Source organism: Mesorhizobium sp. 2RAF45 (assembly GCF_052115225.1).
GTDB lineage: Bacteria > Pseudomonadota > Alphaproteobacteria > Rhizobiales > Rhizobiaceae > Mesorhizobium > Mesorhizobium jarvisii.
Genome location: NZ_JBFRGG010000003.1, coordinates 508,917 through 521,522 on the forward strand (window position 1 = coordinate 508,917; position 12,606 = coordinate 521,522).

Consider the following 12,606-nt stretch of genomic DNA (forward strand, 5'->3'; position numbering starts at 1 on the left):
GCCGGACTCAGGCCTGCAGCCAGCACTTCGCCAGGGCGTAGCCGTTCATCAGTTCCTGGTGCGGATCGTCCACCCAGCCATCGACCTTGGCGCCGGTGGCGTCGATGAACTGGTTGAACATCGGCAGGATCAGGCCGCCTTCGTCGCGCACCATGACGGCCATGTCGTGGTACATCTGCTTGCGCTTGGCCTCGTCGAGCTCGGCGCGCGCCGCCAGCACCATCTTGTCGAAGTCCGGGCGCTTGAAACGCGTGTCGTTCCAGTCGGCGGTCGACAGATAGGCGGTCGAGTACATCTGGTCCTGCGTCGAGCGTCCGCCCCAGTAGGAGGCGCAGAAGGGCTGCTTGTTCCAGACCTCGTTCCAGTAGCCGTCGCCGGGCTCGCGTTTGAGCTCGATCTTGATGCCGGCCTTGGCCGCGCTCTGCTGGAAGAGCTGCGAGGCATCGACCGCGCCGGGGAAGGCGACGTCCGAAGTCCTCAGCAGAACAGTGCCATCATGGCCGGACTTCTTATAGTGGAACTTGGCCTTGTCGGGATCGTACTTGCGCTGCTCGATTTCGGTGAACAGCGGATAGGACGCGTTGATCGGGAAGTCGTTGCCGAGCGAGCCATAGCCGCGCAGCACCTTGGTCAGCATCTCTTCGCGGTCAATGGCGAGCTTCAGCGCCATGCGCAGGTCGTTGTTGTCAAAGGGCGCCGTGTTGCAATGCATGATGAAGACATAGTGGCCCGGACCCGCATGGTTGCGGATGGTCACGCCCGGCACGCGCTTGATCAGGTCGACGATCTTCGGCTCGACGCGGTTGATCATGTTGACCTGGCCGCCCTGCAGGGCCGCCGTGCGCGCCGTCGCATCGTTGATGACGATGACTTCGATCTGGTCGGCATGGCCCATCTTGTCGCCCTGCCAGTAATTGGCGAAACGCTCGCCGCCATGGCGCACGCCGGGCTCGTTGGTCTTGACCACATACGGGCCGGCCGAAATGCCGGCATCGGGCTTGTCCTTGCCGCCATTCGGCTGGACGATCAGGTGATAGTCGCTGAGCAGGTAGGGAAGGTCGGCATTGGCCTCCTTCAGCGTCAGCACCACTTCCTTGCCGCTGGCCTTGATGGTCGCGATACCCTTCATGTAGCCGAGCGCGCCGGATTTCGACTTCTCGTCCGAGTGGCGCTCCAGCGTGGCGGCCACGTCCTCGGCGGTCACGGTCTTGCCGTTGTGGAATTCGACGCCGTCGCGGATTTTCAGGGTCCAGGTCTTCGCGTCGTCGGACGAGCCGATCTCTTCGGCAATGCGGTTCTCGAGCTTGCCGTCCGGCGACAGTTCGACGATCATTTCGCCCCAGCACTTGCCGAAGGCGAACGGCACCTGCGTCATCATCAGCGCCGGATCGAGGCTGTTGGTGGATTCACCGCCGACCAGGCCGGCCTTCAGCGTGCCGCCCTTGACCGGGCCTGCCGCGCGCGCAGCACTTGAAAGCAGCGAATTGGCGAAGGGTGCGGCAATGCCGAGCGCTGCCGCGCGACCGAGAAAATCACGACGGCTCAGCTTGCCCGCTGCGACACGCCGGCTAAGGAATTCCAGTTCGTTCGACATTTTGAGTTCCTCACTCTGTTGGTTCGACTCTACGGTCGATTTTTGTTGTTAATTCTCCCTGAATAATGAGGGTAAGCCAATGCCGTAAGCAAGACCGAATGCGACATGCCGTGGCGTAAATCGTACGTCGCATTTGGACCAAGGGTGTCGGCGCTCAAACAAGCGTGCGCGGGATTTTCTCCTCGAAATTGCGCTCGAAGACGATTTTCTCACCCTCATAGGCCTCGATTCTGGCGCTGACGATGAAGTTTTGTGCGTCCGATCGCATCTCGGCCCATGTCTCGGTACGCACCGACCATCCATTTCGCGACAGTGTCTGCGTCCAGTGTGTTTTCCCCGAGGCCGACAATGGATTGTCAGGATGGATAGCCCAGGTCTCGCGGGCGATGCTGCCATTGACCAGGCCGTGGTCGAGATCACGCACCGCGCCGAAATCATCCGCGATGGAAAGCGTGACGATTCCGGTCTTTTCGTCGCGATCGACATGGCGCTCGGAGTTGGCGGCACGGATCGTCTCGGTCGCCCAGGGCGTAGCACCTTCCGGCTCGGCGAACGTCGCTTCGTCGCCTTTTGCCAGTGGGCGTAGCGGCAAGGCAAGTGTCGCCGCCGACAAGCTCAGCTGCACCGGCTCCGGCGACGGCCAGATCATGGGCCAATAGGCGTTCGACACGGCGATGCGCAGGCGGTGGCCGGTCGGCACGCGGTAGGCGCATTGATCGAGCACGACGCGCGCCGACACGGTCTCGCCAGGCACCAGGGCCTGCGGGAATTCGTGCGAGTCGCGATGCGTCAAATTGAGCACGCCATAGGAGATCAGTTCGGAAGCGCCGTCGGGATGCACGTCGCACAGCCGCACCGCGATGTTGGCCTGCGGGCGATCGGAGGAGAGAGTGACTTGGACTTCCGGCGCGCCGACAATATCGATGGCCTCGGTGAGCTCCGGCTGGTCGAAACAGACAGACAAGGCATCGTCGGGACGCTGGTCGCCCGGCAATTCCGGGCCGAAGGTGAACGGGAAATATTCGCCGCCGGCCAGCCCGCAATTCTGCAGCGAGGCAATGATGGCCGGTTTGCTCCCCTTGGGCAGCAGTTCGATGGCCTGGGTCTTGATCGCGGGTGACGGCCATTGTTGCTCGGCCACCCAACGGCCGGGCCGCTCGGGATGCCAGCGCGCCGGGCGCACGCTGTCCATCACATAGGCGCGGTAGGCGGGATCGTCCTCGACGCCGGTCTCGGCGCCCTTCAGCCAGTGGTCCCACCAGCGCAGCGCTTCCTGCAGGAAGCCGATGGCCGGCTGGGGTCCGGCATAGTGCGGGTATTTGTGGATCCAGGGGCCGACAATGCCCTTGACCGGCGCTTCGATGTTGGTGACGAGGTGCGAGATCGTGTTGCGGTAGCCGTCATGCCAGCCGCCGATCGACAGCACGGCGGCCTTGACGGCCGAAAAACCCTCGCAGATCGAGCCGCGCTTCCAATAGGCGTCGCGGTGCTGGTGGCTGAGCCACAGCGGCAAAAGGAAGGGCTGGTTCTCCAGCCGGGTCAGCCACAGATCGCGCCATCTGTTGTCGCCGGCGATCAGCGGGTCCGGCGGCCGCGACGAGTAGGAGAGCATAGTCGAGGCCCAGCCGAAATTCTCGATCAGCAGGCAGCCGCCCTTGTAGTGGATGTCGTCGGCGTAGCGGTCGACGGTCGAGCACAGGCTGATCACCGCCTTCAGCGCCGGCGGCTGCTTGGCCGCAACCTGCAGGCAGTTGAAGCCACCCCAGGAGATGCCCATCATGCCGACATTGCCGTTGCACCAGGGCTGGGCCGCCGCCCAGGCGATGACGTGGCAGGCATCCTGCAACTCCTGTTCGGAATATTCGTCGTCCATCAGCCCTTCGGAATCGCCATTGCCGCGCATGTCGACGCGGATCGAGGCGTAGCCGTGGCCGGCGAAATAGGGATGCGTCAGCTGATCGCGAAAGATGGTGCCATCGCGCTTGCGGTAGGGCAAATGCTCGAGAATGACAGGCACTGGTTCGTCGCCGGCATCCTCCGGCATCCACACCCGCGCCGATAGCCGGCAGCCATCCGGCATGACGATGCCCATATCGGGGAATTCGACGACCTTGCGGGGAAATTCGGTGATGGTTTTCATGGGTGCGCATAACGCCCCGCGGCGCGGCAAGTTTCAATCGCCATTCGCGACTGGAGCAGCGAATTATGCGACCTGTGCCGTTACCTGCGGCACAACCTCAGTTCAGCGGAATGTCGTTTTCGCTCTTGCTCGCCTGGTAGGCATCGGACAGCTCGTCGTAGCGTGCCGAGATCTTGCCGATGCGCGTTTCCAGCCGCTGACGCTGCGCCTCGGGCAACGCCCGTACCATCCTGCGGATCGAAAAACTCTTCCAATAGGCATTCTCGGCATTGTAGCCGCCTGGCTCGAGGGTGAAGACCTCTTTTAGGATTTTCAGATCGTGCGGGATCGCAAAACTGTCGCGCGAATCCTCGTGGCTGAACAGGTAGTAGAAATTGTCGAAGCCGGTCCAGGTGATCGCCGACAGGCAGAGCGAGCAGGGTTCGTGCGTGGCGACGAACAGCGCATCCTTGGTGTCGACGCGCTCGGCCCTCGGCATCTCGTAGAACCGCCTCAGGCAATGCACCTCGCCGTGCCAGAGCGGGTTCTCGATCTCATTGTTGGTTTCGGCAAGCACCAGCGAGCGGTCGTCCTTGCGCAGGATCGCCGCGCCGAACAGCTTGTTGCCGTGGGCGACGCCTTCCGCCGTCTTCGGCACGATGTCGTGCTCGATCACGTCGAGCAGGCGGTCGATCAGCGATATATCGGTCATGGGGATCAAAAGCTTTCAGGGGAGATGGATCTCGTAGGCGTGCGAAAAATGGAATTCTTCGAGGTTGGAGCCGTCGCCGCCACGGTCGACGATCACGAAATCCTGCGCCTCGCCGAGCGGCGTCAACACGCCGTGCCAGAGATTGCGGGAATAGTTGATGCCCTGTGCGGGCGCGGTGATGAAGGCATGCGGTTCGCCCGGCCCCTCCTTGCCGTCATGGCAGACGACAACCAGGAACGGACGCGGCGACAGCGGAATGAAGGCCTGGCTACCGAACGGATGACGCTCGACCATCGTCAGCTTCAGCGGCAGTTCGTAAGGTGTGCCGCGCACCATCGAGATCAGCACGCGCGCGTTCGGCCCCGTGGCTTCAGCGGTGGCGAGGTCGTGGTAGCGCTCAGCCTTGCCGCCATTGATCGGGTAGTGGTTGTCGCCATCCATGTCTATGACATCGCCGAAGGGGGCAAAGGCCTCACGGGTCAGCTTCTGTGCTGTGATGCGGGTCACCGCGCGCGACCGCCGATACCGGCTCCGCCGAGCTTGGCGTGCCGGTTGACGTCCTTGTAGAGCAGATAGCGGAACTTTCCCGGGCCGCCGGCATAGCAGGCCTGCGGGCAGAAGGCGCGCAGCCACATATAGTCGCCGGCCTCGACCTCGACCCAGTCCTGGTTGAGGCGGTAGACCGCCTTGCCTTCCAGCACATAGAGGCCGTGTTCCATCACATGCGTTTCGGCGAACGGAATGACCGCGCCCGGCTCGAGCGTGACGATGGTCATGTGCATGTCGTGGCGCAAATCGGCCGGGTCGACGAAGCGTGTCGTCGCCCAGCGGCCTTCGGTGCCCGGCATCGGTGTCGGTGCGATATCCTGCTCGTTGGTGAAGAAGGCTTCCGGCATATCGAGACCGTCGACCACTTCGTAGGCCTTGCGAATCCAGTGGAAACGAACAGCAGCCTTGGCCTCGTTGCGAACCGTCCAGCCGCTCGCCGGCGGGAGGAAGGCAAAGCCACCTGGCCGCAACACATGCTTCTTGCCGGAAAGCAGAACGGTCAGTTCGCCCTCGACCACGAACAGGGCGCCTTCTGCGCCGGCATCGGGTTCCGGCCGGTCGCTGCCGCCGCCGGGCTCCACCTCGACGATGTATTGCGAGAATGTCTCGGCAAAACCGGACAGTGGCCGCGACAGGATCCAGACGCGGGTCTTGTCCCAGAACGGCAAGGCGCTGGTGACGATGTCCTGCATCACGCCCTTGGGGATGACGGCATAGGCCTCGGTGAAGACGGCGCGGCCTGTCAGCAATTCAGATTGGCCGGGATGGCCGCCATGTGGTGCGTAGTAGGTGCGCTCTGGCATCCTGATCGTATCCATGGGTTCAAACCTATTGCGGTAGCATGTCTCTGAGGCGGAGCAGCGCGATGCGCTCGACCTGTTTGCAGGCGATCTCGAATTCGACGCAGCGGCTGTTGCCGATGCGCGCCTCGAACTCGGCGAGGATTTCCTCCTTGGTCTTGCCCTTCACCGCGATGATGAAGGGGAAACCGAAAGTGGTGACGTAGGCGGCGTTGAGCTTGGAGAACAGTTCGCGTTCCTTGTCGGTCAGCGCGTCGAGGCCGGCGGAGGCTTGTTCCCTGGTCGATTCCGCCGTCAGCCGCCTGGCCTTGGCCAGCTTGCCGGCAAGATCGGGATGGGCGTTGAGCACACCCAGCCGCTCGGTCTCGCTGGCGGCGCGGAAGATGCGGCAGAGCGCATTGTGCAGGCCGCCGGCCGTGTCGTGCGCCGGGCCCAGCTCCAACTCGTAGGCTCGCTCGGCAATCCAGGGCGAATGCTCGAACACGCCGCCGAACGTGTGGACGAATGTTTCGAATTCCATCTTGGAGGGGCGCAGCGCCGCTGGCTTGTAGGGATGGTTCTCCTGCCAGTGCTTGGCGATGTCGATGCGCCGCGCCAGCCAGACCTTGTCATGCGATTTGACATAGTCGACGAAGCGCTTCAGCGCTGCCACCCGGCCCGGCCGCCCGACGAGGCGGCAATGCAGGCCGATATTCATCATGCGCGGCCGCCCGGCCTTGCCCTCGGCATAGAGCGTGTCGAAACTGTCTTTCAGATAGGAAAAGAACTGGTCGCCCGAGTTGAAGCCCTGCGGCGTGGCGAAGCGCATGTCGTTGGCGTCGAGCGTATAGGGAATGATGAGCTGCGTGCCGCAGGCATGCTCGAACCAATAAGGCAGTTCGTCGTCATAGGTATCGGAGACGTAGTCGAAGCCGCCTTCTTCGGCCACCAGCCGCACGGTGTTGACCGAAGTGCGGCCCGTATACCAGCCGGTCGGGCGCTGGCCGGTCACTTCGTAATGCAGCTTGATTGCCGCATCGAGGTCGCGGCGCTCATCCTCGGCGCTATGATCGCGGTAGTCGATCCACCGCAGCCCATGCGAGGCGATTTCCCAGCCGGCGTCCTGCATGGCCGCGACCTGGTCGGGCGAGCGTGCCAACGCTGTGGCGACGCCGTAGCAGGTCACAGGGACTTCGCGTTCGCTGAACAGACGCAGCAGCCGCCAGAAGCCGGCCCGCGCCCCATATTCGTAGATCGATTCCATGTTCCAATGGCGCTGTCCCACCCATGGTGCGGCACCGACGATCTCCGACAGGAAGGCTTCCGACGCCTTGTCGCCATGCAGCACGCAATTCTCGCCGCCCTCTTCGTAATTGACGACGAACTGCACGGCGACATGCGCCCCGCCGGGCCATTTCGGATCCGGTGGATTGGCTCCGTAGCCGTGCATGTCTCTTTCGTAACGCATTGCCCCTCCTGCCGGACACTGCCGGAAGTTGTGATCAGGATAGTCGAAAGGGTTGCCGCCGCATTCCCTTGAAATTTTTGAAAGTGTTTTTGTGCCGCTCCGCTCGACCGGGACTTATGCATCGCCTTTAATTGGCGCACAATTCATTGCTTTGTTCGACTGTACCGGGCCAGTTCGTTCATATTGGAAATGGGAGGCGCCAGTGGCAGAAACGTCGAAAGCCGATGGCGGACGTCTGACGACGCATGTCCTCGACACCGCGACCGGCAAGCCGGCGGCCGGGTTGTCGATCGCACTCTATCGTCTCGACGGTTCGGCGAGGACACATCTGAAGACGGTCGCAACCAATACCGACGGCCGCTGTGACGCGCCGCTGTTGGTCGGCGCCGAGTTCCGCGCTGGCGAATACGAACTGGTGTTCGCGGCCGGCGACTATCTGCGCGGCCAGGGCACAAAGCTGCCCGAGCCGGCCTTCCTTGACAGCGTGCCGATCCGTTTCGGCATGGCGGAGGCGGTGCACTATCACGTGCCATTGCTGATTTCGCCCTATGGCTATTCGACCTACAGGGGGAGCTGAGGCATGGCCAAGGTCAATATCCGCAACGAAATCCGCTTCATCCTCAATGGCAGGGATGTCGTGCTGTCCTCGGTGGCGCCGGACGCGACCCTGCTCGACTGGCTGCGGCTCGACCGTTCGCTGCGCGGCACCAAGGAAGGTTGCGCCGAGGGCGATTGCGGCGCCTGCACCGTTCTGGTCGGCAGGCTTTCGGCCGGCCGGCTGGTCTATGAAAGCGTCAATGCCTGCATCCGCTTCCTCGGTTCGCTCGACGGCACCCATGTCGTGACGGTGGAACATTTGCGTGGTCAGCCCGGCCAGTTGCATCCCGTCCAGCAGGCGATGGTCGATTTTCATGGCTCGCAATGCGGCTTTTGCACGCCGGGCTTCGTCATGTCGCTCTATGGCCTGTGGATGAAGTCGCCGGATCCATCGAACGCGGCGATCGAAAAGGCGCTGCAGGGCAATCTCTGCCGCTGCACCGGCTATGAAGCGATCATGCGCGCCGCGCACGCCATCTCCAGCTACGGCAAAGCGGGGAAGGATCCGCTGGCTGTCGAGCGCAAGGCGATCACGGCGAGGCTGGAAGCCTTGCGGGACGGCGCGCGGATCGAGATCGGTTCGGCCAGGGCGCGGCTCATCGTGCCGGCCAATGTCGACGATTTCGCCACTGTGCTCGACCAGGAACCCGGCGCCACCATCGTTGCCGGCTCGACCGATGTCGGCCTGTGGGTGACCAAGCATATGCGCGACATCTCTCCGGCGGTCTTCATCGGCAATCTCGATGGGCTGTGCACCATCGCCGAAGACAAGGGAGTCATTTCGATCGGCGCCGGCGTCACCTACACCGAAGCCTTTTCGACGCTGTCGAAACGCATCCCGGCGCTGGGGCCGCTGTTTGACCGCATCGGTGGTGAACAGGTGCGCAACATGGGCACCATCGGCGGCAACATTGCCAACGGCTCGCCGATCGGTGACACGCCGCCGCCCCTGATCGCGCTCGGCGCGCGCCTGACCCTGCGCAAGGGCAAGAAGCGGCGCACGATCCCGCTGGAAACCTTCTTCATCGCCTATGGCAAGCAGGACCGGCAGCCGGGCGAATTCGTCGAGGCCGTGCACGTGCCCGTGCCGGCCAAGGGAGAGAAATTTGCCGTCTACAAGATCACCAAGCGGCGCGACGAGGATATCACCGCTGCGCTTGGCGCCTTCTTCCTGACGCTGGCCAAGGACGGCACGGTCGCCGATGTGCGCATCGCCTATGGCGGCATGGCAGCGACGCCGAAGCGGGCGTCCTTTGTCGAAAAGGCGCTGCTCGGCAAGCCATGGACCGAAGAGACGGTCGAGGCGGCGATGGCACAATACGGTAGGGATTTCACCCCGCTCACCGACATGCGGGCCTCAGCCGAATACCGGGCGCTTGCGGCGCGCAACTTGTTGTTGCGTTTCTTCGCCGAGACCAGCGGCACCAGGGCGCCCTTCCAGGTGTCCCGCAACGAGGCGGCATGATGAACAAGCACGCCACATCGAACCTCAAGGCCGAGAAGATCGTCGGCGGCGTCGCCACCGATCAGCGGCATGATTCCGCTCACAAGCATGTCAGCGGCACAGCCGTCTATATCGACGACATGCCGGAACCATCCGGCACGCTGCATGGCTGCCTCGGGCTCTCGGCCGCCGCGCATGCCACCATCACCCGCATGGACCTTTCGGCGGTGCGCGCTGCCTCCGGAGTCGTCGATGTGCTCACGGCAAAGGATGTGCCGGGCGAGAATGATATTTCGCCGACCGGTCGGCACGATGAGCCGGTGCTCGCCGACGGCAAGGTCGAGTTCTTCGGCCAGCCGATCTTCTGCGTTATCGCCGAAACCCGCGAGCAGGCACGCCGCGCCACCAGGCTGGCCAAGGTCGAATACAAGGAATTGCCTTTCGTCACCGACATTGGCGAACTCGATCCGAAGAAGGACAAGCTCGTCACGCCGCCGCTTACCTTGAAGCGCGGCGATGCCGCCGCTGCGATCAAGGCGGCGCCGCGCCGGCTGAAGGGAAAGATGCGCGTCGGCGGCCAGGAGCATTTCTATCTTGAAGGCCATATCGCCATGGCCGTTCCCGGCGAGGATCAGGACGTCACCATCTATTCCTCGACCCAGCATCCGAGCGAAGTCCAGCACATGGTGAGCCATGCGCTCGGCGTACCCAGCAACGCCATCACGGTGGAGATCCGCCGCATGGGCGGCGGTTTCGGCGGCAAGGAAACGCAAGGCAATCAGTTTGCCGCGCTCGCGGCCATCGCTGCCAAGAAACACCATCGCGCCGTCAAGATCCGGCCCGACCGCGACGACGACATGATCGCCACCGGCAAGCGTCATGATTTCCTCGTCGACTACGAAGTCGGCTTCGACGACGAGGGCAACATTCTCGGTGTCGATTTCATGTTCGCCGCGCGTTGCGGCTTCTCGTCGGATCTGTCGGGCCCGGTGACGGATCGCGCGCTGTTCCATTGCGACAACACCTATTTCTGGCCGACCGTGCACGCGCAATCGGCGCCGCTCTACACCAACACCGTGTCGAACACCGCCTTTCGGGGCTTCGGCGGCCCGCAAGGCATGGTCGGCGCCGAACGCGTCATCGACGAGGTGGCGTTCGCGGTCGGCAAGGATCCGCTCGAGATCCGCAAGACGAATTTCTATGGCACCAGCGACCGCAACATCACGCCCTACCACCAGACGGTCGAGGACAACATCATCCAGCGCATCGTCGCCGAACTCGAGGAGAGCGCCAGCTATGCGCGGCGGCGGCGCGAAATATCGGCCTTCAACGCCAACAGCCGTTTCATCAAGCGCGGCCTGGCGCTCACGCCGGTCAAGTTCGGCATTTCCTTCACCGCCACCCACTACAACCAGGCCGGCGCGCTGGTGCATGTCTACACCGATGGTTCGGTGCATCTGAACCATGGCGGCACCGAGATGGGGCAGGGGCTCTACCTCAAGGTCGCGCAGGTGGTGGCGGAAGAATTCCAGATCGATCTCGACCAGGTGAAGATCACCGCGACCACCACCGGCAAGGTGCCCAACACCTCGGCCACCGCGGCATCGTCCGGCTCCGACCTCAATGGCATGGCGGCACAGAATGGCGCCCGCCAGATCAAGGACCGGCTGACCGATTTCGCCGCCGAGAAATACCAGGTGCCGCGCGATCGGGTGCTGTTCCTGCCCAACCGGGTGCGCATCGGCAACCAGGAGATCGCCTTCGCCGATCTCGTCAAGCAGGCCTACATGGCGCGCATCCAGCTCTCGGCGGCGGGTTTCTACAAGACGCCGAAAATCCACTGGAACCGCGACAAGGGCGAGGGCCGCCCCTTCTACTATTTCGCCTACGGCGCCTCCTGCTCGGAAGTCTCGGTCGACACGCTGACTGGCGAATATGTGGTCGAGCGCACCGATATCCTGCACGAGACCGGCCGTTCGCTGAACCGCGCCATCGACCTTGGCCAGATCGAGGGCGGCTTCATCCAGGGCATGGGTTGGCTGACGACGGAGGAGCTGTGGTGGGACGGCAAGGGCCGGCTGCGCACCCACGCACCGTCGACCTACAAGATCCCGCTCGCCTCCGATCGGCCGAAGATCTTCAACGTCACTTTGGCCGACTGGCCGGAAGCCGGAGAGCCGACGATCCATCGCTCCAAGGCGGTCGGCGAGCCGCCCTTCCCGCTCGGCATGTCGGTGCTGCACGCGCTGTCGGATGCGGTGGCCAGCGTCGCCGATCACAGGATCTGTCCGCGCCTTGATGCTCCAGCGACGCCGGAGCGTGTGCTGATGACGATCGAGCGGCTGAAAGGTGAGGCGAAGGACTGAATCCGGCAAAACGTGCAATTCAGGCCGAAAAACCCTATGTTTCCCGCACGGGAATGCGAATGATGAATTCGAAAGTGCAAAGCCTGAAAGACTTCCTGGCTGGCCAAGGTCGCATCGCCTTGGTCGAAGTGGCCGGCACCAAGGGCTCGACGCCGCGCGAGAAGGGCGCCTTCATGCTCGTCTCGCGGGAGGCGACTTTCGGCACGATCGGCGGCGGCCAGCTCGAATATATGGCGATCGACAAGGCGCGGCAGATGGTGGCGTCTTCATTTCACCGCAAGCTAGAGGGCAAAGAGGCCCGCGTCGAGGTCGATGAAGTCTGCGCCACGCTCGACGTGCCTCTCGGGCCCGAGATTGGCCAATGCTGTGGCGGGCGCGTCGAAGTCTTGATCCGGCTTGTCGACAGCGCGCTCGCTGCTGAGTTGGTTTCGGCGGCCGAAGTCGAAGAAGCCCACCTGCCGCACGTCTATATCTTCGGTGGCGGCCATGTCGGCCAGGCGCTGGCGTCGACGATTGCGCTCCTTCCCGTACACGGAGTCGTCATCGAGACGCGGGCCGAGGCGCTGCAAGGCATGCCGGAAACCGTCGAGACGCGGCTGACGCCGATGCCTGAGGCCGAGGTGCGCAACGCGCCCGCCGGCACTGCTTTCGCCATCCTCACCCATGACCACGCGCTTGATTTCCTGATCGTCGCCGAAGCGCTGAAACGCGACGATGCGGCCTATGTCGGCATGATCGGCTCGAAGACCAAGAAAGCTACGTTCAGGAACTGGTTCCTGAAATCGGCGGATGGCAGCGATGCGGAATTTGCCCGCCTCGTCACGCCGATCGGCGGCGACGCCGTCAAGGACAAGCGCCCCCAAGTCATTGCCGCACTTGCAGCCGCCGAAATCATGACGGCGCTGGTCAGTCACAACACCGCACCAAATGCCGACCGTCCGCATGACAGGGAGATGGCCGGCTAAGCTTTTTGCTGGT

Annotated in this window: 10 protein-coding genes; 4 read left to right on the forward strand and 6 right to left on the reverse strand. The window is 63.3% G+C overall.

Annotation, left to right across the window (positions count from 1 at the left end):
- Positions 1-7: 7 nt before the first annotated feature.
- The 6 genes from AB4Z43_RS11900 to puuE form a co-directional block, all read right to left on the reverse strand.
- Complete coding sequence (locus AB4Z43_RS11900; protein WP_019862713.1) at positions 8-1,594, reverse strand: ABC transporter substrate-binding protein; 1,587 nt, start codon at positions 1,592-1,594, stop codon at positions 8-10.
- Between the two features lie 154 nt (positions 1,595-1,748).
- Positions 1,749-3,734: a CocE/NonD family hydrolase gene (locus AB4Z43_RS11905; protein WP_441937551.1), complete on the reverse strand. Its 1,986-nt coding sequence runs from the start codon at positions 3,732-3,734 to the stop codon at positions 1,749-1,751.
- A 97-nt stretch (positions 3,735-3,831) separates the two neighbouring features.
- Positions 3,832-4,425 carry a nucleoside deaminase gene (locus tag AB4Z43_RS11910; protein ID WP_441937553.1) on the reverse strand — a complete coding sequence of 198 codons (594 nt, stop codon included), beginning with the start codon at positions 4,423-4,425 and terminating at the stop codon, positions 3,832-3,834.
- A gap of 15 nt (positions 4,426-4,440) precedes the next feature.
- Positions 4,441-4,932, reverse strand: coding sequence for an ureidoglycolate lyase (locus tag AB4Z43_RS11915; RefSeq protein ID WP_441937555.1), 492 nt, complete (start codon positions 4,930-4,932; stop codon positions 4,441-4,443).
- Positions 4,929-5,792: a bifunctional allantoicase/(S)-ureidoglycine aminohydrolase gene (locus AB4Z43_RS11920; RefSeq protein ID WP_038651564.1), complete on the reverse strand. Its 864-nt coding sequence runs from the start codon at positions 5,790-5,792 to the stop codon at positions 4,929-4,931. Before AB4Z43_RS11920 ends, AB4Z43_RS11915 begins: the two co-directional genes overlap by 4 nt.
- A 10-nt stretch (positions 5,793-5,802) precedes the next feature.
- Positions 5,803-7,221 (reverse strand): allantoinase PuuE, encoded by a 1,419-nt coding sequence (puuE, locus tag AB4Z43_RS11925; protein WP_441937558.1) that lies wholly within the window; start codon positions 7,219-7,221, stop codon positions 5,803-5,805.
- A 202-nt stretch (positions 7,222-7,423) separates the two neighbouring features.
- On the opposite strand from puuE, the gene uraH reads away from it, so the two are divergent.
- The 4 genes from uraH (at position 7,424) to xdhC (ending at position 12,593) form a co-directional block, all read left to right on the forward strand.
- Positions 7,424-7,798 carry a hydroxyisourate hydrolase gene (uraH, locus tag AB4Z43_RS11930; RefSeq protein WP_019862722.1) on the forward strand — a complete coding sequence of 125 codons (375 nt, stop codon included), beginning with the start codon at positions 7,424-7,426 and terminating at the stop codon, positions 7,796-7,798.
- A 3-nt stretch (positions 7,799-7,801) separates the two neighbouring features.
- Positions 7,802-9,283: a xanthine dehydrogenase small subunit gene (gene xdhA, locus AB4Z43_RS11935; RefSeq protein WP_441937561.1), complete on the forward strand. Its 1,482-nt coding sequence runs from the start codon at positions 7,802-7,804 to the stop codon at positions 9,281-9,283.
- The gene (gene xdhB / locus AB4Z43_RS11940) at positions 9,283-11,628 is read left to right on the forward strand and encodes a xanthine dehydrogenase molybdopterin binding subunit (RefSeq protein WP_441937764.1); all 2,346 of its coding nucleotides are present in this window, start codon (positions 9,283-9,285) and stop codon (positions 11,626-11,628) included. Before xdhA ends, xdhB begins: the two co-directional genes overlap by 1 nt.
- Before the next feature lie 62 nt (positions 11,629-11,690).
- Positions 11,691-12,593 (forward strand): xanthine dehydrogenase accessory protein XdhC, encoded by a 903-nt coding sequence (xdhC, locus tag AB4Z43_RS11945; protein WP_441937766.1) that lies wholly within the window; start codon positions 11,691-11,693, stop codon positions 12,591-12,593.
- Positions 12,594-12,606 lie beyond the last annotated feature (13 nt).

Bases quoted from the DNA above. Each gene is read 5' to 3' on its own strand.
- AB4Z43_RS11905 (WP_441937551.1), bottom strand. From the start codon at position 3,734: ATGAAAACCATCACCGAATTTCCCCGCAAGGTCGTCGAATTCCCCGAT.
- AB4Z43_RS11920 (WP_038651564.1), bottom strand. From the start codon at position 5,792: ATGGATACGATCAGGATGCCAGAGCGCACCTACTACGCACCACATGGC.
- xdhB (WP_441937764.1), top strand. From the start codon at position 9,283: ATGAACAAGCACGCCACATCGAACCTCAAGGCCGAGAAGATCGTCGGC.
- AB4Z43_RS11900 (WP_019862713.1), bottom strand. From the start codon at position 1,594: ATGTCGAACGAACTGGAATTCCTTAGCCGGCGTGTCGCAGCGGGCAAG.
- AB4Z43_RS11910 (WP_441937553.1), bottom strand. From the start codon at position 4,425: ATGACCGATATATCGCTGATCGACCGCCTGCTCGACGTGATCGAGCAC.
- xdhA (WP_441937561.1), top strand. From the start codon at position 7,802: ATGGCCAAGGTCAATATCCGCAACGAAATCCGCTTCATCCTCAATGGC.
- puuE (WP_441937558.1), bottom strand. From the start codon at position 7,221: ATGCGTTACGAAAGAGACATGCACGGCTACGGAGCCAATCCACCGGAT.
- xdhC (WP_441937766.1), top strand. From the start codon at position 11,691: ATGAATTCGAAAGTGCAAAGCCTGAAAGACTTCCTGGCTGGCCAAGGT.